Genomic DNA, 25,139 nt, shown 5'->3' on the forward strand with positions numbered 1-25,139 from the left:
TGGGGCAGGGAGGGCCGAGGGGCGGGGAGGGGCGGGCGCCGTCAGTGCGAGCCGAATTCCCGGTCGATGAAGCTGAAGAGTTCGTCCGCCCCGGCCGACTCCAGGTTTTCGGCCACGTCGGCCGCCCCGCCGGCCCCCGCGTCATTCGAGGCGGCGCTCCCGTTCCTGGCAGTACTCCCGTTCGGGGCGGCGCTCCCATTCGGGGCGGCGCTCCCATTCGGGGCGGCGCTCCAGTGGGACAGGAGGTCCTGGAGCCGGGTGACCACCATGGCCCGGGTGGCGTCGTCTGTGATGGCGGTCGAGTCGTGCAACCTCGTCTCCAGCCGGTCGAGTTCGGCGCGCAGCGCGGTGTCGGCGTCGTCGACCGTGTCCGGTGGCGTCAGCCGCGCGCCGAGGTAGTCGGCGAGGCGGGTGGCGTCGGGGTGGTTGAAGACAAGGGTCGCGGGCAGCCGTAGTCCGGTCGCGGTGCTGAGGCGGTTACGCAGTTCCACAGCGGTCAGCGAGTCGAAACCCATGTCGAGGAAGCCCTGCTCGGCGGGGATCGACGCGGCCGACCCGTGTCCGAGTACGGTCGCGGCGTGCTCGCGCACGGAGAGCAGCAGCACCCGCCGGCGCTCACCCTCACCGAGTCCGACGAGCTGACGTGCCAACGGCGCGCCGTCCAGTCGCGGTTCGTCCCCGGTGGATGCGGTCCAACGGCGGCGGGATGGCACCTGCCGCTCGGCCAGGCCACGGAGCATGGGCTGGACCGGGGTGTCCATATCGGCCGCGCCGAGGGCGCGGCTGTCCAGTTCGGCCGCCAGCACCAGGCTCCGCGGGGACTCCGCGGCCGCGTCGAAGAGACGGAGCGCGTCGTCGTTCCGCATCGGTACGACGCCCATGCGGGCGAGGCGGGTGAGGTCGGTGCCGTCGAGGCCTTCCGTCATCGTCGAACGCTCGGCCCACAAACCCCACGCCACCGACACACCCGGCAGGCCACGCGACCGCCGGAACGCCGCCAGAGCATCCAGGAACGTGTTTCCCGCCGCGTAATTCGCCTGCCCCGGCCCACCCAGCACACCAGCAGCAGAAGAGAACACCACAAACGAACGGACACCGTGACGCAGGGTCAACTCATGCAGGTTCCACGCCCCCGCGACCTTCGCCGCCAAGACCCCCGCCAACCGCTCCGGACTCAGGGACTCCACCGTCACGTCATCCAGCACACCCGCCGCATGCACCACGCCTGATACGCCGCCGTCCAGAGAGGACAGCACCTCCCCGAGCGCGTCCCGGTCCGCCACATCACACGCGGTAACCCGCACCTCAGCCCCCGCGGAAGTGAGTTCCCCCACCAGCTCCCTCGTCCCCGGCGCGTCCTCACCCCGGCGGCTGAGCAACGCCAGACGCCGCACACCCCGCTCAGCCACCAGATGACGGGCCACCACACCACCCAGCACACCGGACGCCCCCGACACGACCACCCAGCCATTTTCGGCATCCACACCAGAGCGCACCGGCACACTCAGCACCAGCTTCCCCACATGCCGCGCCCGGCTCATCACCCAAAACGCCTCACCCGCCCGCCGCACATCCCACACCCCGACCGGCAACAACTCCAAAACACCCGACTCAAACAACCCCATCACCTCACGCAGCACCGCACCGATTCGCTCAGGACCCGCCTCCGCAAGGTCAAACGCCCGGTACCTCACCCCATCAAAAGCCTCAGCCACCTCCGCCGCATCCCGCACATCCACCTTCCCCATCTCCACAAACCGCCCGCCCGGCCGCACCAACCGCAGCGACGCATCCACCAACTCCCCCGCCAACGAATCCAAAACCACATCCACACCCGGACCCACACCCGGCCGGAAAACCCTCTCGAACTCCGCCGAACGCGACGACGCAATCCGCTCCCCCGACACCCCCAACCCCCGCACCACCGGCCACTTCGCCTCACTCGCCGTCGCGAACACCTCCGCACCCAAATGACGCGCCAACTGCACCGCCGCCATCCCCACCCCACCAGCAGCCGAGTGGATCAGCACCGACTCCCCCGCACGCACACCCGCCAGATCCACCAACGCGTAATACGCCGTCACAAACGCCACCGGCACCGAAGCAGCCTGCTCAAAACTCCACCCCGCCGGCACCCCCACCACCACACACTCATCCACCACCACCGACGACCGGAACCCGTCCTCCCACACGCCCATCACACGATCACCAACCCCGACACTCGTCACACCGGAGCCGACCTCCACCACAACCCCCGCACCCTCACTGCCCATCGCAGCACCCTCGGCGCCGGGATACATACCAAGTGAAAGAAGAACATCGCGGAAATTAACCCCAGCCGCGCACACCTCAACACACACCTCATGCGCACCCAGAACACGGTCGGCGGCCGCCGGGTCAGGAACCCATATCAGGCCGTCCAGCGTGCCGTTCCCGGTGGAGGCGAGCTGCCAGGGGCCGGTGTGCCGCGCGTGCGCCGACTGGCCGGGCTCGTCGCGGACATGTTCCGGCTCATCGCGGACGAGCTGCGGCGCCAGGATCTCGTCGCCGCGGATGGTGAGTTGGGGTTCGCCGACGGCCAGCGCCCGCCGTACCGTGTCAGGGTTCGTGCCGTGCGGATCCAGGTCGAGCAGTGCGAGACGGCCGGGGTGTTCGTTCTGCGCGGACCGCACCAGCCCCCAGACCGGGGAGGCCGCGAGGCCCGCCATGGGCTCGCCGCCTTCGACCGCGACCGCGCCCCGGGTCACCAGCACCAGCCGTGATCCGGTGAACCGTGCTGAGCCGAGCCAGCGCTGGACAAGGTCCAGGGCGTGCCGGGCGGCGTGTTCGGCGGCGGCCGGGAGCAGGTCGCCGCCTCGTGTGGAGACCTCGGCCAGGACGTGGTCGGGCACCGGCTGATCGCCGGAGCCCAGACGGTCCTCCAGCGCCGACAGGTCGCGGCAATCGGCGAGCGCGGGGTCGGGCTCCGGCAGGCCACCGGTGGCCTCGCCGAGCACCGCGACGTGGGGCGCCACCCCCGCCTCCGCCCCGGATCCGGCCACCGTGCTCCAAGCCACACGGTACAGGGACGCACCTGCCCCCGGGGGCGCGGGGAACGTCGCTTCGGTGACCGGGCGGGTCACCAGCGACCGGGCGGAGAGGACTGGCAGCCCGGCGGCGTCCGTGACCAGCACCGACAGCGCGCCCTCGCCCGATGCCTCCGGAGTGAGCACGACCCGTAGCCGCGTGGCTCCCGTGGCGTGCAGCGTGACGTCGGTCCACAGGAACGGCAGCCGTACGGTCTCCGAGTCCGGGCCGTCCGCACCGGCCAGCCACGCGTGCAACGCCGCGTCCAGCAGCGCCGGATGTACTCCGAAGCCAGCGATGTCCGGCTCCCCCGCATCCGGCTCCCCCGCGTCTGCCTCTGCCGCGCCGGGCAGCGTCACCTCGGCGAACACCACGCCGCCGCCGTCCCGCCAGACGGTCTCCACACCGCGGAAGACCGGCCCGTACGCCAGGCCCTCGCCGCTCAGCCGCTCGTAGAGCCCCGCCGTCTCCACCCGCCGCGCCCCGTCCGGGGGCCAACTGCCAAGACCGGCGGGCTCGTCGGGCGCGCCAGTGGTCAGCATTCCCCGTGCGTGCCGCGTCCAGGCGTGGGGCGGCGCGTCCTGGGCTCGGGCGTGGACGCTGATCTCGCGATCGCCGTCGTTGTCGGGCGCGGCCACTAGGACCTGCACATGGGTCGTCCCGGTCGCGGTGAGGACCAGCGGGGTTTCGAGGGTCAGTTCGGCCACGTGGTCGCATCCGACCACGTCGGCGGCGCGCAGCGCCATGTCCAGGAACGCCGTGCCGGGTACGACGACGCGGCCGAGCACGGAGTGGTCGGCCAGCCAGGGCTGGTCGCGGAGCGCCAGGCGCCCGGTGAACAGGAACCCGTCCGAGCCGGGCAGCGGTACGCCGCTGCCGAGCAGGGCGTGCCCGGTGCCGGCCATGCCGTGCGCGGCGGCGGAGGCGCCGTATTGCTGGACCCAGAAGCGGCGCCGCTGGAAGGCGTACGTCGGCAAGTCGACCCGGTGGGCGGGGGGCTGGCCGAGCGTGCGCGCCCATTCCACGGGGGCTCCGGCGACGTACGCCTCGGCGAGCGACCTCAGCAGACGTGCCTCGCCGCCGTCATCACGGCGGAGTGTGCCCACGACGGAGACCTCGGTGCCGCAATCCTCGGCGGTGTCCTGCACACCGGTCGTCAGCACCGGGTGCGGGCTGACCTCAACGAACTGCCGGAATCCCTCGTCGAGAAGCAGCCGTACGGTCTCCTCGAACCGGACCGGAGAACGCAGATTGCGATACCAGTAGTCGGCGTCCAGCCCCGTCGTGTCGAGGCAACCGGCGGTCACGGTGGAGTAGAACGGCACCTCGGCCGCGCACGGCACCACACCGGAGACCGCCTTCTCCACCTCACCCCGGATGTCCTCCACCTGCGCGCAGTGGGAGGCGTAGTCGACGGGAACGCGGCGCGCCCGTACGCCTTCGGCCTCGCACGCGGTGAGCAGTGCGTCGAGGGCGTCAGCGTCGCCCGACACGACCGTCGCGCCGGGGCCGTTGACCGCCGCGACGGTCATCCGCTCACCGTGGGCGGCGAGTCGCTGTTCGACCTCGGTGACCGGCTCGCTGACGGAGACCATACCGCCGCGGCCGGAGAGCCCGGCGGCAACAGCACGGCTGCGCAGGGCCACCACCCCCGCCCCGTCCTCCAACGACAACGCACCCGCCACCACCGCGGCGGCGATCTCCCCCTGCGAATGGCCGACCACAGCCGCCGGACGCACCCCGAACGACCGCCACACCTCCGCCAACGACACCATCACCGCCCACAACGCGGGCTGAACCAGCTCAACGCGCTCCAACGCCCCCGCATCACCCAGCACATCCAACAGCGGCCGGTCCAGATACGGCTCCAACGCCCCCGCACACTCCCCCATCCGCGCGGCGAACACCGGCGAATCAGCCAGCAACTCCGCCGCCATCCCCACCCACTGCGACCCCTGGCCCGGAAACACAAAGGCGACGCGGTCGCCGGAGGCGACGGTGGTGCCGCGGACGACGGCGGGCGTGTCCTGGTCCGTGGCCAGGCCCTCGAGCGCGTCGTGCCGTTCGGCGGTGCTCGCGCCGAGGACGACCGCCCGGTGGTCGAAGCGGGCGCGGGTGGTCGCCAGCGCGTGGCAGACGCCGGTGGCGGATGTGCCGTCGGCAAGCAGCGGCAGCAGCCGGCGGGCCTGCTCCCGTAGCGCGGCCTCGGACTTGGCCGACACCGCCCAGGGCACGACCGTGCTGTCGGGGACGGCCGGGTTCTCCGGGGCCGCGCAGTCGGGGCCCTGCTCCAGGATGACGTGGGCGTTCGTGCCGCTGACGCCGAACGAGGAGACCCCCGCGCGCCGCGGGCGCCCGGTGTCCGGCCAGTCGCGCGGCTCCACCAGCAGTCGTACGGCGTCGGAGGACCAGTCGACGTGCGGCGTGGGTTCGTCGACGTGCAGGGTCCGGGGGAGCTGTGCGTGGTGCAGGGCCAGTACGGTCTTGATGACGCCTGCCACTCCAGCGGCGGCCTGGGTATGCCCGAGGTTGGACTTCACCGACCCCAGCCAGAGCGGCCGTTGCGGGTCCCGCCCCCGCCCGTACGTGGCGAGCAGCGCCCGTGCCTCGATCGGGTCGCCCAGCTTCGTCCCCGTGCCGTGCGCCTCCACCACGTCCACATCGCCCGCGGACAGCCCCGCGTCCGCCAACGCCGCCCGGATCACCCGTTGCTGTGCCACGCCGTTGGGTGCTGTCAGACCGTTCGATGCCCCGTCCTGGTTGATGGCGCTTCCCCGTACGACCGCCCACACCCGATGCCCGTTCCGCCGGGCGTCCGACAGTCGTTCGACGACCAGCACCCCCACCCCCTCGGCGAAGCCCGCCCCGTCCGCGTTCGCGGCGAACGCCTTGCTGCGGCCGTCGGGGGCGAGCCCGCCCTGGCGGGTGAACTCGGTGAAGATGCCCGGTGTGGACATGACGGTGACGCCGCCGGCGAGGGCGAGGTCGCACTCGCCCTGCTGGAGCGACCGGGCGGCGAGATGCAGGGCGACGAGGGAGGCGGAGCAGGCGGTGTCGACGGTGATGGCCGGTCCCTCGAAGCCGAGCGCGTACGAGACCCGGCCGGACAGGACGCTGCCGATGTTGCCCGTGGCGACGTATCCGGCGGCCGCCTCGGGAGCGTCCGGGCCGATGGCGAGGTAGTCGCCGCCGTTGCTGCCGGTGAAGACGGCCGCGCGGGTGCCGCGCAGCGTCGTCGGGTCGATGCCCGCGCCCTCCAGCGCCTCCCACGAGGTCTCCAGCAGCAGCCGCTGCTGGGGATCCATCGCCAACGCCTCGCGCGGAGAAATACCGAAGAAGCCGGCGTCGAAGTCGCCCGCGTCGTAGAGGAAGCCGCCCTCGCGGGTGTGCGAGGTGCCGGCCCGGCCGGAGTCGGGGGCGTGGAGGGCGGCGAGATCCCAGCCACGGTCGTCGGGGAACGGCGCGATGGCGTCGCCGCCCGCCTGGAGCAGCCGCCACAGGTCCCCGGGCGAGCGGACGTCGCCGGGGAACCGGCAGCTCATACCGACGATGACGACGGGATCCTCCGCCTCTTCGGCGGCCGCAACGGGCGCCGCCGGGGGCGTGGGCAGGGTGTCCCGATCCGGGGTGTCGCCGAGGAGTTCGCTGTGCAGGTGCGCGGCCAGGGCGTGGGGGTTGGGGTGGTCGAAGACGATGGTGGACGGCAGTCGCAGGCCGGTGGCGCTGTTGAGCCGGTTGCGCAGTTCGACGGCGGTGACGGAGTCGAAGCCCAGATCCCGGTAGGCGGTGCTGGGATCCACCGCGTCGGGGCCCGCGTGGCCGAGCACCACGGCGGCCTGCTCGCGGACAGTGGTCAGGAGGGCGGCCCGTTGTTCGGTGTGGCCGCCGAGCGCGGTGAGCCGGGAGGCGAGATCCCCGGACCCGGTGGCGGCGCGTGGCGCGGGCGTGTCCGCAGGTTCGACCAGGGTGAGCCGCCGTACGTCGGGCAGGTCAGCGAGGAACGGGCTGGGCCGGGTGGCGGTGTAGGCGACGTGGAACCTGTCCCACTCCACGTCCGCGACCATGACGGTCGGCTCGGGGTCACCGGCCGCCACTGTCACGGCGGTGGCTGCGAGGCCGGGTGCCATGACGGGCAGGCCGTGGCGGCGGGCCGCCGCCCCGATGCCGTCCCCCGCGGCCATGCCCCGCTCGTCCCAGATGCCCCAGGCGATGGAGGTGGCGGGCAGTCCGAGGGCGTGCCTCTCTTCGGCGAGGGCGTCCAGATAGGCGTTGCCGGGGGCGTAGTTGCCCTGCCCGGAGGCGCCGAGAGTACCGGCCACGGAGGAGAACAGTACGAAGGCGTCCAGGTCGCTGTCCCGGGTCAGCTCGTGCAGGTGCCAGGCGCCGTCGGCCTTGGCGCGCAGGACCCGGTCGATCTGGCTGGAGGTGAGGTGCTCGACGACGGCGTCGTCGAGGGTGGCGGCGGTGTGCACCACGGCCGTCAGCGGGCAGTCGCCGGGCACGGCGTCGAGCAGCCGGGCGAGGTCCGCGCGGTCGCCGACGTCGCAGGCGGCCACGGTGACGCGTACGCCTTCGGCTTCCAGCTCGGCGCTCAGCTCGGCGGCACCGGGCGCGCCGGGGCCGCGGCGGCCGGCCAGTACGAGATGTTCGGCGCCGGACCGGGCCAGATGACGGGCCACGCGGGCGCCGAGTCCTCCGGTGCCGCCGGTGACCAGGACGGTGCCGCGCGGCCGCCATGCGGGGTGCGAACCAGTGGCGGCGGCCGCGCGGGCCAGGCGGCGTACGAGGGCACCGGACGAGCGGAGGGCGGCCTGGTCCTCGCCGGTGGTGCCGGAGAGAAGCCCCGCGAGGAGGCGGCCTGTTCGGGAGTCGGGCCGGGCGGGCAGGTCGACGAGACCGCCGAACCGCTCGGGGTGTTCCAAGGCAACGATCCTGCCCAAGCCCCACGCCATGTGCTGTGCCGCCGCGCTGCCGCGGTGGGTACGGACATCCTGGTCGGTGGCGGTGACCGCGTCGTGGGTCAGGAACCACAGGGGGACGCCGATCCCCGCGTCGCCGAGGGCCTGGATCAGGGCGACGGTCGCGGTGAGCCCGGCCCGCGGTAAGCCGTCCTCAGTGGCGGGGCCGTCGGCGGCGGACAGCAGGGACACCACGCCCGCGTACGTTCCCCCGGGCAGCAGCCGGGCGATGTCCTCCCGAGTGGCCGTGGTCGGCAGGTCGAGGGTGGTGACGTCACCGCCGTGGTCGCGTACGGCGGCGGTGACCGCGGCGGCACAGTCGGCCGCGACGGCGGAGCCGGCGGGTACGGCCAGCAGCCAGGCGCCGGTCAGGGTGGGCGCGTCCGGCAGGGACGCGGGGACCCAACGGGTGTGGTAGCGCCAGGAGTCGACGGTGGCCGCCGCCGTACGGTCCCGGCGCCAGGCGCGCAGGGCGGGCAGGACCGGGGCGAGGGACGCGCCGTCGAGGGCGAGGGCGCCCGCCAGGGTCTCGGTGTCGCCGTTCTCCACGGCCCCCCAGAAGCCGGTGTCGTCGGCGGAGCCGGTGGTGTCCTGGGGGATCGCGGGCCCCCGCAGCGTGGCGGGGTCCCACCAGTAGCGTGCGCGCTGGAAGGCGTACGTGGGCAGGCCGACGCGGCGGGCCCCGGAACCGGCGAACACCCGCGCCCAGTCCACAGGCACGCCCCGTACGAAGGCCTCGCCGAACGAGGTGAACAGGCGCCGGGCTCCGCCGTCGTCGCGGCGCAACGTCCCGGCCACCGCCGCCTCATGACCGACCGATTCCAGGGTCTCCCGCACGGCGGCGGTCAGCACCGGGTGGGGACTGCACTCGATGAACGCGCCGAAGCCGTTGGCTGCGAGGGCCCGTACGGCCTCCTCGAAACGGACGGGACGGCGGAGGTTGCGCACCCAGTAGGCGGCGTCCGGCACCTCCTCCCCCAGCCAGGAGCCGGTGACCGTGGAGAAGAACGGAACCTCCGCACGACGCGCCCGGATCGGGGCCAGATCGCCGAGGATCCGGTCCTGAAGCGCATCCACCTGAGCGGAATGCGAGGCATAGTCCACCGCCACCCGCCGGAACCGCACACCCTCCCGCCCACACCGGTCCTCCAGCTCCTTCAGCCCTTCCGGCGAACCCGAAACCACCGTGGTCACAGGCCCGTTGACCGCCGCGACGGACACCGCGTCCGTGACGTCCTCCATGAGGCGGCGCACCTCGTTCTCGGACGTGGCCACGACCGCCATGCCCCCGTGTCCGGCCAACTCGGCGGCGACGGCACGGCTGCGCAACGCCACCACCCGCGCCCCGTCCTCCAACGACAACGCATCCGCCACCACCGCGGCGGCGATCTCCCCCTGCGAATGGCCGACCACAGCCGCCGGACGCACCCCGAACGACCGCCACACCTCCGCCAACGACACCATCACCGCCCACAACGCGGGCTGAACCAGCTCAACGCGCTCCAACGCCCCCGCATCACCCAGCACATCCAGCAACGGCCGGTCCAGATACGGCTCCAACGCCCCCGCACACTCCCCCATCCGCGCGGCGAACACCGGCGAATCAGCCAGCAACTCCGCCGCCATCCCCACCCACTGCGACCCCTGCCCAGGGAACACGAACACCGCCCGAGGCTCGGCGTCGTCGCCCCGTACCTCGCCGCTGTCACCAGACCCACGGGCCAACGCCCGTACCGCGTCCAGCAGTTCATCCCGGCTCGCACCCGCTACCACCGCACGGTGCTCATGCACCGCACGACCGGTGACAAGCGAGGCCCCGACATCAACGAGGGACACCTCGGGCGCCGCCTCGACAAACGCCGCCAGCCGCTCCGCCTGCCCCCGCAACGCGGCACCACCACGCCCCGACAGCACCCACGGCACCACCGGAAGCTCACCGCGTTCACCACGCGGCTCAGCCACAGCCGGAGCTTCCTCCACGATCACATGCGCGTTCGTGCCGCTGATCCCGAACGACGACACACCCGCACGCCGCGGACGACCGCTCCGCACCGGCCAGTCGCGCCTCTCCGTCAGAAGCCGCATGGTCCCGGGGGACCAGTCGACATGCGGGGAGGGTTCCCCGGCGTACAGGGACGCGGGCAGCGTCCCGTGCCGCAGCGCCTGCACCATCTTGATCACGCCGGCGACACCGGCGGCGGCCTGGGTGTGCCCGATGTTGGACTTCACCGACCCCAGCCACAGCGGCCGTTCGGGATCCCGTCCCTCCCCGTACGTGGCGAGCAGGGCATCGGCCTCGATCGGGTCTCCGAGGGTCGTCCCCGTGCCATGCGCCTCGACCGCGTCCACCTCGTACGCCGACAGGCCCGCGTTCGCCAGCGCCGCCCGGATCACCCGCTGCTGCGAGGGACCGTTCGGCGCCGTCAGACCGTTCGACGCACCGTCCTGGTTGACGGCCGAGCCACGGACCACCGCCAGCACCTGGTGCCCGTTCCGCTGGGCGTCCGACAGCCGCTCCAGCACCAGGACACCCACGCCCTCGGAGAAGCCCGTACCGTCCGCGGCCGCCGAAAACGGCTTGCACCGGCCGTCCGCCGCCAGCCCTCGCTGCCGACCGAACTGAACAAAGGGGGCGGGAGTGGCCATGACCGTCACGCCGCCCGCCAGCGCCAGATCGCACTCCCCCGACCGCAGCGCCTGACCAGCCAGATGCAGCGCCACCAACGACGACGAACACGCCGTGTCCACCGTCACCGCGGGCCCCTCGAAACCGAACGTGTACGCCACACGTCCGGACAGAACGCTGCCGGTGTTACCGGCCAGGATGAGGCTCTCGATGTGCTCGGGGGTCCGGTCCAGAGGCGGAGCGTAGTCGTGGTACACGAGGCCCGCGAAGACGCCGGTGCGGTCGGCGCGTACGCCGCTCGCGTCGAGTCCTGCCTGCTCCAGCGCCTCCCACGACGTCTCCAGCAGCAGCCGCTGCTGCGGATCCATCGCCAACGCCTCCCGTGGCGAGATGCCGAAGAAGCCCGCGTCGAAGTCCCCCGCGTCATACAGGAATCCGCCCTCACGGGTGTACGAGGTGCCCGGGTGGTCGGGGTCGGGGTGGTAGAGCGCGTCGAGATCCCAGCCTCGGTCGGCCGGAAAGGGGCCGATGCCATCGGCGCCGGTGGACACCAACTCCCACAGGTCCTCGGGGCTGGCCACACCCCCGGGGTAGCGGCAGGCCATCCCGACGATCGCCAGGGGTTCGTCGGCCCGGGCGGCCCGTTCCTCTCCGGGCGCGGCGTCGGCCACCGTGGTGTCGGCGGGCGCGGCGTCGGGAGGTTCGTCGGCACGGGCGGTCAGCACGGGCCGCCCCTCGCCGGACGCGGCATCCACGGCACCGGCCAGTTCGCCCACCAGGAACGTGGCGAGCGCGGTGGGCGTGGGGTAGTCGAAGAGCAGCCCGGCGGGCAGCCGCAGGCCGGTCTCGGTGTTGAGCCGATTGCGCAGCTCGACCGAGCCGAGCGAGTCGAAGCCGATGTCCCGGAAGGGCCGTGTGGCGGGGACTCGCTCCGCCGACGCGAAGCGGAGGACGGCGGCGGCCTGGGCCCGTACGAGATCGAGGGCCAGGCCGGGCCGCTCGTCCGGTGCGAGGGCCGCCAGACGGGCGGCGAACGGAGAGTCCCCGTTTCCGCCGGTCGCACGCGGCGGGCGGACGATGCGGCGCAGCAGCGCCGGCACGCCGTCCTGCGGGGCCCGCTCACGGACCGGACGCACGTCCAGCTTCGCGGGGACCATGAGCGGCCTCGGGTCGGCGACCGCGCGGTCGAACAGGGCGAGAGCCTCGTCCTCGGGCAGCGGCACCACCCCGAGCTGCGCCAGCCGCGACCGGTCGGTGTCGTCGAGGCCCGATGCCATGCCGCCGCCGCTGCCGTGCTGGTCCCACAGGCCCCAGGCGTGGGACTGGCCGGGCAGGCCCAGATGGGAGCGGTGGGCGGCCAGTGCGTCGAGGAAGGCGTTGGCGGCGGCGTAGTTGGCCTGCCCGGCGGTGCCGAGCACACCGGAGACCGATGACAGGACGATGAACGCGGTCAGCGGCTCCTCACGGGTGAGTTCGTGCAGGTGCCAGGCGGCATCCACCTTGGGCCGCAGAACCTTGGCGAGTTGTCCGGCCGTCAAGGAGGTGACCGCACCGTCGTCGGTGGCGCCTGCGGCGTGCACCACCGCGGTGAGGGGGTGCTCGGTACGGACGCTCGCGAGGGCGGCGGCGAGCGCGCCGCGGTCGGCCGGGTCGCAGGCGACCGTCGTCACCGCGCAGCCCGCCTCGGTGAGTTCCGCGGCGAGGTCGCGGGTCGCGGCGGCTCCGCGGCGGCTGACGAACAACAACCTGCGTACGCCGTGTTCGTGGACCAGGCGCCGGGCGAGCAGGCCGCCGATCCGCCCGGAGGCGCCGGTGAGCAGGACCGTACCGTCCGGGCCGAAGGGGCCGGCGGCGTCGGCGGTCACGGCCGTGGCACGGGCGAGCCGGGGGGTGTGGACGCGGCCGGCGCGCAGTGCGACCTGCGGTTCCGCGCCCGCCGCGACGGCGGGCAGGAGCCGGAGTGATTCCCGGTGCCGGTCGGTGTCCACGAGGAGGAACCGCCCGGGGGTCTCGGTCTGCGCGGTGCGCAGCAGACCCCAGACGGTGGCCGCGGCGACGTCGGTCACGGCGTCCGGGCCGGCAGCACCCTCGGTGACGGCGAGGAGGCGGGTGGCGGTCATCCGGTCGTCGAGGAGCAGGGCGCGGGCGGTTTCCAGGGCCGCCGCCGCGTGCGCGTGGGCGGCGGTCACGGGGTCGTCGTCCGCGTGCGGCACGAGCCATACGAGGACGTCGGGTACGGCGGCGCCGGCGTCGAGGGCGGTGCGCAGATGGCCGGCGTCCCGGTAGGCGGCCGCTGTGGCCGGGAGGGCGCCGCTGTCCCGGAGGGCGGCCGGGACCGGGCCGTCGTCACCGGCCAGCAAGGCCCAGAGGCCGGTGGGTCGCGGGTCGCCCGGCGACAGGGCGTCCCACTCCACGGCGAACAGCGACCGGGCGGCTGCCCCGGTCGGCGCGCCGAGCCGAGCGGTGTCGGCCGGCCGCATGGTGAGCGATCCGATGCTTCCCACCGGGCGCCCGGCCTCGTCGGCGAGGTCGATGGCGACCTCGCCCTCGCCGGTACGCGCGATACGGGCGCGCAGGGCACGGGCACCGGCGGCGTACAGGGCGACATCGCCCCAGGCGTACGGCAGGCGCAGCTCGCCGCCCAGCACGCGGCCGGCCGACACGGCGTGCAGGACGGCATCGAGGAGGACCGGGTGGAGGGCGTATCCGTCGCCGTCACCGGTGACCGTGCCCGTGGCTGTTCCGGTGCTGGTGCCGTCCTGGTCCCGCTCCGGGAGGCGTGCGTCGGCGTAGACGGTTCCGTCGGGAGCCGCCCACAGGTGGCCGAGACCCTGGAACGCAGGTCCGTAGGTGTAGCCGGTGTCGGCCAGGTCGGCGTAGACATCGCCAGGGCCAGTCGGGGTGGCTCCGGCCGGCGGCCAGGTGGTGGCCCAGTCCGAGACGGGCCGGGCCCGGGTGGCGGGGGTCGCGGTAAGCGTCGCGGTGGCGTGGTGCGTCCACGGAGCGTCGGCGTCGTCCGTGGCAGCGCGTGCCTGGACGGTGGCCGTGGCACAGCCCGGCTCGCCGGACGAGGTAACCGTGATCTGGAGGTCCGCGGCGCCGCCCGGACCGGGCAGCACCATGGGGGCGTGGAGGACGAGTTCGCCGACGTGCGGGGCGCCGTACCGGTCCCCCGCCTGCACGGCCAGTTCGAGCAGAGCCGTCCCGGGCAGCAGGGCGAGGGTACCGACGGTGTGGTCGTAGAGCCATCGGTGGGTGTGCGCGGCGATCCGTCCGGTCAGGACGAGGGTGCTGCCGTCGGCGGTGCGGACGGCGGCGCCGAGCAGTGGATGCCGGGCGGGGGTGAGGCCGGCGGCCGACACGTCGAGGGTGCCCGTGTCGGCGTCGAACCAGTAGCGTTCATGTTGGAAGGCGTAGGTGGGCAGGTCGACGTGGCGGGCCCCGGAACCGGCGAACACCTGCGCCCAGTCCACCGGGACGCCCCGTACGAAAGCCTCCGCCAGCGAGGTCAGCAGGCGTCGTGGGCCACCGTCATCACGGACGAGCGAACCGACGACGGCCGCGTCCTGACCGGCCTCCTCCAGGGTGTGCTGAATGTCCCCTGTCAGCACCGGATGGGGGCTGCATTCGACGAACGCGCCGAAGCCGTCGGCAGCCAGCGCACGAACGGCCTCCTCGAAACGGACGGGACGGCGGAGGTTGCGCACCCAGTAGGAGGCGTCCGGCACCCCCTCCCCCAACCAGCCGCCGATGACCGTGGAGAAGAACGGAACCTCCGCACGACGCGCCCGGATCGGGGCCAGATCGGCGAGGATCCGGTCCTGAAGCGCATCCACCTGAGCGGAGTGCGAGGCGTAGTCCACCGCCACCCGCCGGAACCGCACCCCCTCCCGCCCACACCGGGCCTCAAGCGCCTCCAGCCCCTCCGGCGTACCCGAAACCACCGTGGTCGCAGGCCCGTTGACCGCCGCAACCGACACCACGTCCCGAAGATCTCCGATGACCCGGCGTGCCTCGTCGGCAGGGACCCGCACGACCGCCATGCCGCCACGCCCCGACAGTTCCGCGGCGACGGCGCGGCTGCGCAGGGCCACCACCCGCGCCCCGTCCTCCAGCGACAGAGCACCCGCGACGACAGCGGCGGCGATCTCACCCTGCGAATGACCCACCACAGCCGACGGCTCCACACCATACGAACGCCACACCTCGGCCAACGACACCATCACCGCCCACAGCGCGGGCTGCACCACATCCACCCGCTCCAACGCCACCGCATCACCCAGGACCTCAAGAAGCGGTAGGTCGAGATGAGGCTTCAACGCCACCGCGCACTCTCGCATCCGCGCGGCGAACACCGGCGAATCCGCCAACAACTCCACCGCCATACCCACCCACTGCGCCCCCTGCCCGGGGAACACCAGCACCACCCGCGACGCGGTGTCGTCGCGCTCGCCCACCACGGCGGCGCCTTCCGTGGTGCCGCGGGCCAGCGCCCGTACCGCGCCGAGGAGTTCATCCCGCCCGGTGCCCGCGACCACCGCCCGATGCTCCAGCACCGCACGGCCATTCACCAGGGAGGCCCCGACATCGGCGAAAGACACCTCGGGCCGCGCCTCGACGAACGCCGCCAGCCGCTCCGCCTGCCCCCGCAACGCCCCACCACTACGCCCCGACAGCACCCACGGCACCACCGGAAGCTCACCACGCTCGCTCCCCGGCTCGGCCACAGCCGGAGCTTCCTCCACGATCACATGCGCGTTCGTGCCACTGATCCCGAACGACGACACACCCGCACGCCGCGGACGACCGGCCCGCTCCGGCCACTCCCGTGGCTCCGCCAGCAGTTCCAGGCCGCTCGACTCCCACGCCACGCGCGGCGTCGGCTCTTCCGCGTGCAGCGAAGCGGGCAATGTCCCGTGCCGCATCGCCTGCACCATCTTGATCACGCCACCGACGCCGGCGGCGGCCTGGGTGTGCCCGATGTTGGACTTCAGCGACCCCAGCCACAACGGCCGCTCCGGATCCCGCCCCCGCCCGTATGCCTCCGCCAGCGCCTGCGCCTCGATCGGATCGCCCAGCCGCGTTCCCGTGCCGTGTGCCTCGACCACGTCCACCTCGTCCGCGGACAGCCCCGCGTCCGCCAACGCCGCCCGGATCACCCTCTGCTGCGACCGACCACTCGGCGCCGTCAGACCATTCGACGCACCATCCTGATTGACCGCACTCCCCCGCACCACCGCCAGCACCCCATGCCCAAGACGCCGGGCGTCCGACAACCGCTCCAGCACCAGGACACCAACACCCTCACTCCACCCCGTACCATCCGCAGCCGCAGAAAACGGCTTGCACCGCCCATCCACCGCCAACCCCCGCTGCTGACCGAACTCAATGAACATCCCCGGAGTGGCCATCACCGTCACACCACCCGCAAGCGCCAGATCACACTCCCCCGACCGCAACGCCCGACCAGCCAGATGCAACGCCACCAACGACGACGAACACGCCGTATCCACCGTCACCGCGGGCCCCTCAAAACCAAACGAGTACGCCACACGACCCGACAACACACTCGGCGTACTCCCCGTGAGAACGTGACCCGTGAGATGCTCCGGAGCACCGTACGCACGAGGACCGTAATCCTGCGTAGTGGCACCCACGTAAACACCCGTAGCCGAACCACGCAGACCCACCGGATCCATACCAGCCCGCTCCAACGCCTCCCAAGCACTCTCCAGCAACAACCGCTGCTGCGGATCCATCGCCAACGCCTCCCGCGGAGAAATACCGAAGAACTCCGCGTCGAAGTCGCCCGCGTTGTACAGGAAGCCGCCGGCCGGAACGTGGTCGCCGGAGTCCGCTCCGTGCAGGATGTCCAGGGCCCAGCCGCGGTCGGTGGGCGGCCCGCCGATCGCGTCCCCGCCGGACGCCAAGAGGCGCCACAGGTCGTCCGCCGAGGCAACGCCGCCCGGGTAGCGGCAGGCCATGCCGACGATCGCCAACGGCTCGTCCGCCGCCCGCCGTTCACGAGTATCTGGGATGTGTTCGGTGCTGGTGAGCGCATCGCGCAGATGCTCGGCCAGGGCCGCGGGGGTCGGGTACCCGAAGACCGCCTCCGCTTTGAGAGGCAGGCCGGTGCGGGCTGCGAGCGCCTCCGCGAGTTCCTCGGTCATGAGCGAGTTGAAGCCGAGGTCCCTGAACGTCAGCGCCGTATCGACGGGGCCGGAGTCCCGCATGATGGCGCCTGTCTGCTCCCGCACCAGTTGGAGCAGGTCGGGCAGTTCACGCAGGGTGCGGGGGAACGCACCGGAAGGTTCTCCGGCCGGAGCGGTGACGGAGGCCGGGATCGGGGTCGGAGTGGGAATTGGGGCGGAGGCGGCGGCCGGAGCATCGACGTCGAGCCAGAACCGTTGCCGCTGGAACGGGTACGTCGGCAGATCCACCTGCCGTGCGGCCCCGAGCAGCGGCTCCCAGTCGACATCGGTCCCGCGCGCCCACAGCTGCGCGAGCGCCTGGACCAGCGACTGTCCCTCGTCCAGGTCACGGCGGCACAGAGGGACCGCGGAGACGTCGGGACGCTGCTCGGCGCCGGGCGCCGACGCGCGTACGGACTCCTTGATCATAGTAGTGAGGGCGGCCCCGGGGCCGATCTCCAGGAACGTCGAGACCCCTTGGGCCCGCATGGCGGAGACCTCGTCGGCGAACCGCACCGTCTCCTCGACATGCCGCGCCCAGTAGGCGGGATTCCGCAGCAGCTCCGGCTCGGCGACCCGCCCCGTGACATTCGATGTCACAGCCAGCCGGGGAGCCGCGAACTCCACCGACCCCAGCACCCGGCCGAACTGCTCCAACATCGGCTCCATCAACCAGCCGCGCGCCAACACCACCCGCGCCGCATCCCGCAACGACCACACGCCCGCCACATGAGCGGCGATCGCTTCCCCCACCGAATGCCCGGCCACCACCGACGGCACCACGCCCAACGACGACACCAGCCGCCACGCCGCCACACCGAACGCGAACAACCCCGCCTGAGCCCAACCGGTCCCGCCCAGACCGGGTTCCCCGTCGTCGGCCCCCTCCGCCATCACACGCCGCAGAAGCGCGCCGAACTCCCCCCGCTCCACACCGAACCGCTCACGCGCCTCCTCCGACAGACCAACCTCGTCCGCGACCTCCCCGGCCACCTCGTCGAAGACCTGGCACACCTCGGCCAGCGCCTCGGCGAAGGCCGGGAAACGAGCCAGGCCCGTCCCCATACCACCGTGCTCGGACCCCTGACCCGAGAACACCACCCCCACTCCACCCGGTACGGCCGTCCCGGTCAGGACACCGGGCGCGGTGGATCCCTCGGCCAGCGCCCGCACCCCGGCGAGGAGGTCGTCCCGTGAGGACGCCACGATCGCGGCGCGGCGCTCGAAGGCGCTCCGGGAGGAGGCGAGGGACCAGGCGACATCTGCCGCCGAGACCTCCGGGTCACGCGCGGCATCGCTGTTCTCGAGCCGGGACGCGGCGTCGCGCAGAGCCGCCTCGCCACGCCCGGACAGCAGCCAGGGCACGGCGAGCGGGTCCGGTTCGGGCCGGGCCGGTTCGGGCTCGGGGTGCCAGTCGCTCAGTACGACATGGCAGTTGCTGCCGCCCATACCGAAGGAGCTGACGCCTGCCACGAGTGACCGGTCGGCGGCGGGGGCGCCGGGCCATGGGCCCAGCTGCCGCTGGACGCGCAGGTTGAGTGCGTCGAGGGGGATACGCGGATGGGGATTGTCGAAGTTGAGGCTGGGGGGCAGTTGCCGGTGGACGAGGGCGAGCACGGTCTTGATGAAGCCGGCGATGCCGGCCGCGCCGCTCAGGTGGCCGATGTTGGTCTTCACGGAACCCACGGCCAAGGGGCGGTCGGCGGGGCGGTGTCGGCCGATGACCTCGCTGAGGGCGGCGGCCTCGACGGGGTCCCCGGTAGGGGTGCCGGTGCCGTGCAGTTCGACGTAGTCGACGGCGTCCGGGGCGATACCGGCGTGCCGGTAGGCGCGGGCGAGGGCATCAGCCTGGGCGGCGACGGTCGGCGCGGTGAGGGTTACGCCGTCCGGGTCGTTGGTGGTGGCGCTGCCACGGACCAGGCACAGGATGCGGTCGCCATCGGCGAGGGCGGTGCGAAGGCGCTTCAGGACGACGGCGCCGCCGCCCTCGCCGGGCACGTAGCCGTCCGCCCGCTCGTCGAAGGCGAAGCAGCGCCCCCGCGGGGACAGGGCGCCCAGGCGGGAGGCGAGCAGCACACTCTGCGGCAGCAGATGGAGGTTGACCCCGCATACGAGCGCCATGTCGGACTCCTCGCCGCGCAGGCTCCCGCAGGCCAGGTGGAGCGCGACCAAGGAGGAGGACTGGGCGGAGTCGACAGTGATGCTGGGGCCGCGGGCACCGAGGAAGGCAGCGAGGCGGTTGGCGATGACGCCGCGCTGCACACCGGGCAGGGAGTGCTGGGTGGCGAGGGTGTGGACGTGCGGGGACAACAGCTGGGCGTAGTCGTCGCCGGTGGCTCCGACGAACGTGCCCAGGCGGGTGCCGCGCACCTGGTCCGGCACGATGCGGGCGTTCTCCAGGGCCTCCCAGCCGAGCTCCAGGGCGAGCCGCTGCTGCGGGTCGACGTACGGCGCCTCGCGCGGGGAGATGCCGAAGAACGCGGCGTCGAACTCCTCGGGGCGTTCCAGGAACGCTCCCCAGCGGGGTGTCTCCTCGGCGGCGGGGCCGGACCAGCGGCCGGGCGGCACCTCGCCGACGCTGCTCTCGCCCGCGGTCAGCAGCCGCCACATCCGGTCCGGGTTCTCGGCACCGGGGAATCGGCACGAGACGCCGATGACGGCCATCGTCGTATCCGGGTCGACGAGGTGCCCGGCGACGCCCCTGGAGTATTCCGCTGCCTTCGTGAGTGCGCTTTTCGCAGCCATTTTCCTCGCGACCTTTTCTCACGTCCGGTACCCGCCATACCCGATCGTTCTTCGCGCGGCCCCGCCTGGGCATCCGCGAATGCCGCCGTTACGGCCGTACGCGGGCGCGTTTACCGAGGTGCGGACCCTGACCCTTTCGTTCGACTATTGCTTTCCCGAACCCCCGATGCTAGACCGGTGGCAGCTGTGGTTTCAGCGCCTGCCACTTTTTTTCGCAATTTCGCGGCACCGTCCTGGAGGAAAAGGGAATGCCGAACGACAGCCTGGATTCCGATCTCGCCCAGATACGCTCGTCCTATATCCGTGACCGTTTCACCTTCGTGCCCGGCGAGAAAATGGTCCGTATCGTGCAGGCTCTGGGTGCCACGGACGAGGATCTCGACCGGCTCGTCACCGTCAGCGACGCGCTGGAGAGCGATCCGACGCTGCCGTTCCGCAAGACCCGCACCGGTCGTTTCGGTTTCGACCCGGTGGCGATGGAGGTGCGGCGGCTGGAGTTCCAGCCGTTCATGCTGTCCACGGAGGACGACTTCGTGCGGCACGACGCCGGAAAGGTGCGGATCTTCGACGAGATCCGCGACGATCTCCAGCTCAACACCGCGCTGAAGGCGCTGTTCGTGTTCAAGTTCCTGGTGTTCGACGGGATGACGATCGAGCACCGGCCGAAGCTCGACTACGGCAGCGACCGCTGGGTGTGCACACTGCTGAACGTGCGGACCACCACCGACGGGGACCTGATCGGCGAGCCGGCGCTGGAGGGTGTGCACAGCGACGGCGTCGACCACACCATGACGACGTACCTCGGTAGCCAGAACATGACCGAGGACAGCGCGGTCACGTTTCTGCACGAGATGGACGAGGCCAATGGCACCCGCTGGCATGACACGGATCCGGAGCTCGTGCGCGCCCGCGCCCAGCACCGCGACTTCCTCGACACGTGCCTGATCGTCGACCACGAGCTGAAGCACAGCGTGTCGACGCTGTACGCGGCTGACCCGGAGCGTCCCGCTACCCGTGACCTACTGGCGTTTCTGACCCGCAGGCCGGTGGCGGAGGGGCACCATTCCCAGGAGTTCGACTCCGCCGCACCGCACCCGACCATGCCGATGACGGTGCCACTGCGGGCTCTGGACGGTACGACTCGGGTGGGCTGACCGCCCGGCCGGACTCGTGACAGCAGGTCAATTCTTCGTCACCGCATCACATTGATGCGACGGCAATTTCTCGAGAGTGATTTTCGAGCATTGTTAAAAAGCGTGCTGTACAAGATGAGGTTTGGTCATGGATGAATCCCTGCACACCGTCACGACGATGCCGACGGCGCGTCAGCCCGGCCGTCCCTTCGACCCGCCGGCAGAGCTGCTCGACGCCCGTCGGCACGGCCCCATCAGCCGCTACACCTTCCCCAGCGGAAAACCCGGCTGGCTGCTCACCGGGTACGACCTGATCAAGTCGGTCCTGGCCGACCCGAGATTCAGCTCACGCAAGGAGCTCATGCTCCACCCGACCATCGACTACGGAGGCATCCAGATCCCCCCGGCGCCGCCCGGTGAGTTCCTCCTCATGGACGAGCCCCGGCACAGCCGTTATCGGAAACCGTTGATGGGCAAGTTCACCGTACGGCGGATGCGACTGCTCACCGAGCGCCTTGAGCAGATCACCGCCGACCACCTGGACGCCATGGAGAAGGCCGGGCCTCCGGCCGATCTGGTGACCGCGTTCGCCAAACCCATCCCCGCCATCATGATCTGTGAGCTGCTGGGGGTGCCGCACCAGGACCGGGACTCCTTCCAGGACCAGTTCGCCTCATTCATGGACGCGGAGGCAGACGACGAGGACCTGATGGCGGCCTACACCACGACCCAATACCACCTCGCGGAGTTGGTGGCCGCCAAACGCGCGCACCCCACCGACGACGTGCTCAGCGACCTCACCGACAGCGATCTGACCGACGAGGAGCTGAAGGGCATCGCCCTGATCCTGCTGGCGGCCGGGCTCGACACCACCGCGAACATGCTGGCGCTCGGCACCTTCGCGCTGCTGCGCAACCCGGATCAGCTGGCCGCGCTGCGCGCCGACCCCTCACTCACCGACCGGGCCGTGGAGGAACTGCTGCGATATCTGAGCGTCGGCAAGACGTTCATGCGGACCGCGCTGGAGGACGTCGACCTCGGCGGCCAGACCATCAAGGCCGGCTCGCCGCTGATCCTGTCGTACAACACCGCCAACCGCGACCCCGAGCGCTTCGCCGACCCCCACGTGCTCGACCTTCACCGGCAGGACGGCGGGCACCTGGCCTTCGGCCACGGCGTCCACCAGTGCCTGGGCCAGCAACTGGCCCGCGTCGAGATGCGCGTCGCCTTCCCCGCCCTCCTCAACCGCTTCCCCACACTGCGCCTTGCCATACCGGCCGAACAGGTCCCCCTGCGCCCGGAGATCGCGGACATCCACGGGGTGAAGAGTCTCCCAGTCACCTGGGATGCGTGACCCGGCACGCGGAGGTCGGGGTGTTCACGACGCGCGGCCCGACGGTCGTCCAGCCCTACGGCCGCCTCATCGGTCACTGCGGGTGAGGCGGCTCGGCGCTGCCCGCGCCCGTGTCCGGCTCCAGCCCGCGGCGCAGCTCCCGACGACCGGACGACAGACCGAGCTTGCGGTACACCGAGGTCAGGTGCGCCTCCACAGTCCGGCGCGTGACGAAGAGGGCGTCCGCGATCCGCGTGTTCGACCAGCCGTCGGCCGCCAGGCGCGCGACCTGGGCCTCGCTCCGGGTGAGCGCGCCGGACCTGCCCGAGACGGCGCGCCGGGGCCGGGCCCCGGTCGCCAGCAGGGCCTGGTGGGCGGCGGCGTGGAGCGCGCGGGCGCCGAGCGCGTGGGTCTCCCGCCAGCCCTTGTGCAGTACCGTCCGGGCCGCCTGGGTGTGCCCGGCGCGTTGCAGCGCCCGGCCCCGGAGCACCCGCACCCGGGCCAGCAGCAGCGCCGCACGGGTTGGCGCCAGCACCGATTCCGCCTCGTCGAGCAGAGCCAGCCGGTCCCGCTCGTCGGCGGCCTCGGCCAGCAGTTCGAGCCCGGTCCCCAGCGCGCAGGGCAGCCCCGCCGGGCGTGCCAGGCCCACGGCCCATTCGCCCAGCTCGACCGCTGCCGTGCGGTCGCCCACCGCCAGGTGGGCCTGTCCCGCCCAGTACCACCAGAAGGAGACGGCCGGATTCGTACGGTGCCACGCCCGCTGCCGGTGTCCGCACTCCGTCAAGTCCCGCAGGGCGGCCCGTGGTTCGCCCTGGGCCAGGCGCAGGCGCCCGCGGGCGCACAGCAGTTCGTTCCACTGCCAGTCGTCGTCGGCCCGGGGGTCGGGCATCTCGGCGGCCAGGCCTGTGGCGGCCGCGAGATCGCCCTGGTCGAGGAAGGTGTGCAGCCGTACCGCCAGGGGCAGCGCCTCATGCCGGGTGGCCCGCGCGATCCGGGTCTTCCGCAGCGCCTTGGCCGTGGTCCGCAGCGCCTCGTCGAGAGCCCCGAGCCGCTCGTCGGCCGCCGCGCCGAGCGCCAGCAGCGTGGGGTACGCCTGGCTCCGCACGTCGGTGCCGTCCATCAGCTGCCGGTACGCACGGTCCGCCTCGTGCGGGCGGTCACCGTACAGCAGCACGGAGGCGGCCGTGGCCAGGGTGACGGTCGAGTCGGTGGTCGGCCCACCCATCCTGATCACCGTGCCCGCCGCGCTGAGTGCCTGCGGCACGTGATCCATGCGGCACACCGAGATGAACGCGCGCCACGCGAGGAGGGCGCGTGCCTCCGGCGTGTCGCCCGGCAGGTCCATGTGGAACGACTCCGTCTTGAGGATTTTGGTGTACGCGTCGAGGTTGTCGATGGCGGCCATCAGCATGTCCGCCTCCAGGAGCCTCGCGCTCGCGGCCCCGGCCGCGGTACCGGCCATGGCGGAGCGGTGCCGGGCGAGGAGCGTGACGGCGCGGTCCACCTGGCCCGTACGCGCCAGTCCACCGACGAGTGCGCTGAGGGAGGCGAACCGCAGACCGGGGCGGGAGACGCGGTCCAGGACCGCCGTCAGATGCCGGATACCGGCCGCCGTGTCCACCCTGCTTTCGGCGATGCCCAGTTCCGCCACCAGGTCCGGGTCACAGGCGTCCGCCGCGCCGTCCGGCACGCACCGACGCAGCAGTTCCACCGCACGTGCCACCGCGCCGTCGAGCATCGCCTTGCGCGCCGTGTCCAGCAGTACGGCCTTCGCCCACGGCTGATCCGCCGTCACCTCGGACCGCAGCAGATGCTCGGCGACGTCCGAGGTGGGTGCCCCACCGTCGTGCAGCAACCGGGCCGCCCGGCCGTGCAGCGCGGCACGTTGCCCGGCCGGCGTGTCGGCCAGGACCGCGTTCCGTACGGCGGGATGCGTGAGGGACCAGCCGTCCGTACGGGAGGACGCGTGTGCCAGTCCGAGGGAGCCCAGGGCGGACAGGGCACGGGCGAAAGTGGTGGCGTCGGCCCTGGCCAGCTGGGCACAGGTCTCGCGGTCCGCCGCGTCACCGAGTACCGCCACGGCCTGGGCGGCCCGCACGGTCGGCGGTGGCTGACGGCGCAGCAGCCGCACGACGCACTCGCGGAAGGCGGGTAGGTCGTGATCGCCCGCCGCCTCGAGTCCCGCGCCGGTCAGCGACACACCGCGCTCCCGCAGCGCGGTGACCAGCCCGGTCACCAGAAGGGGGCTTCCACCGGTGGCCGCCAGGCAGTCCGCCTGGAACCGCGCCTCGGTGTCCGCGCCGGTGAGCCGCCGGGCTAGCCGGCCGATGCCCGGCGCGGTGAGCGGCCGTGGCCGCACGACGCGGCACAGCGGCTGGGCCATCGCCGCCTCGTCCAGCGGGGTCCACGCGTTGCCGTCGCGCCGGCCCAGCGCCAGCAGGACCGGCAGCCCGGTCAGCCTGCGCGCGGTGTACGCGAGGCAACGCAGCGACACCGGGTCGGCCTCATGGACGTCGTCGATCGCGATCAGGAGCGGGCCTCGCGCCGCGGTGGTGCGCACAGCCTCGTGCCATCCGGTCAGGGCCCTGTGGAGGACACCGGCCGGGGCGCGGGCGGCTTCGCCGGGGGCCGGCTGCCGCGGCGGCGTGGCCGGGCCCGGGAGTGTGTCGGCGGGCATGGCCCCCCAAAGGGCCCTCACGGTGCCCAGCGGCAGGGTGCGCCGGTCCGGGTCGGCCCGCGTGTGCAGAACGCGCAGCCCGAGCCGGCGCGCGTCCGCGGTGAGGGTGTGGAGCAACGCCGTCCTGCCGATGCCGTCCGGCCCCTGTACGACGACAAGGCCGGGGTGGCCCGCCGCGGTCCGCCTGGCAAGGTCGCCGAGCACGGCGAGTTCGCGGTCCCGCTCCACCCATCGCACGGGCTGTTCGCCGTCTCGCGTCCCGTACGCGCCGTGCCCGACCGGGGTGACGATCACTGCCGCGTCCCTCTCCCTCTCCCCCCTCGGCCGCGACGATCATGTCCCTTCTGCCACTGAGGGATTTCCTAGAACGTGGCGTTTTCCCCTGTCGTTCGCCACGTTCCGGCAGTCGC

4 protein-coding genes are annotated in these 25,139 nt (G+C 72.5%); 2 read left to right on the plus strand and 2 right to left on the minus strand.

Annotated elements, in window-relative coordinates; translation table 11 throughout:
* Positions 1-41 precede the first annotated feature (41 nt).
* The gene (locus ACMTAK_RS02725) at positions 42-19,586 is read right to left on the minus strand and encodes a type I polyketide synthase (protein ID WP_413804639.1); all 19,545 of its coding nucleotides are present in this window, start codon (positions 19,584-19,586) and stop codon (positions 42-44) included.
* 248 nt (positions 19,587-19,834) lie between these two features.
* On the opposite strand from ACMTAK_RS02725, the gene ACMTAK_RS02730 reads away from it, so the two are divergent.
* Complete coding sequence (locus ACMTAK_RS02730; RefSeq protein ID WP_413804640.1) at positions 19,835-20,740, plus strand: 2OG-Fe dioxygenase family protein; 906 nt, start codon at positions 19,835-19,837, stop codon at positions 20,738-20,740.
* Positions 20,741-20,867: 127 nt separating this feature from the next.
* Positions 20,868-22,073 (plus strand): cytochrome P450, encoded by a 1,206-nt coding sequence (locus ACMTAK_RS02735; protein WP_413804641.1) that lies wholly within the window; start codon positions 20,868-20,870, stop codon positions 22,071-22,073.
* A 73-nt stretch (positions 22,074-22,146) separates the two neighbouring features.
* On the opposite strand, the gene ACMTAK_RS02740 is transcribed toward ACMTAK_RS02735, so the two are convergent.
* Entirely contained in the window at positions 22,147-25,023 is a 2,877-nt protein-coding gene (locus tag ACMTAK_RS02740; RefSeq protein ID WP_413804642.1) for an ATP-binding protein, read from the minus strand.
* Between the last annotated feature and the right edge of the window lie 116 nt (positions 25,024-25,139).

This window comes from Streptomyces lacaronensis (genome assembly GCF_047337785.1).
GTDB classification, from domain to species: Bacteria; Actinomycetota; Actinomycetes; order Streptomycetales; family Streptomycetaceae; genus Streptomyces; species Streptomyces lycopersici.

Bases quoted from the DNA above. Each gene is read 5' to 3' on its own strand.
- ACMTAK_RS02725 (WP_413804639.1), bottom strand. From the start codon at position 19,586: ATGGCTGCGAAAAGCGCACTCACGAAGGCAGCGGAATACTCCAGGGGC.
- ACMTAK_RS02730 (WP_413804640.1), top strand. From the start codon at position 19,835: ATGCCGAACGACAGCCTGGATTCCGATCTCGCCCAGATACGCTCGTCC.
- ACMTAK_RS02735 (WP_413804641.1), top strand. From the start codon at position 20,868: ATGGATGAATCCCTGCACACCGTCACGACGATGCCGACGGCGCGTCAG.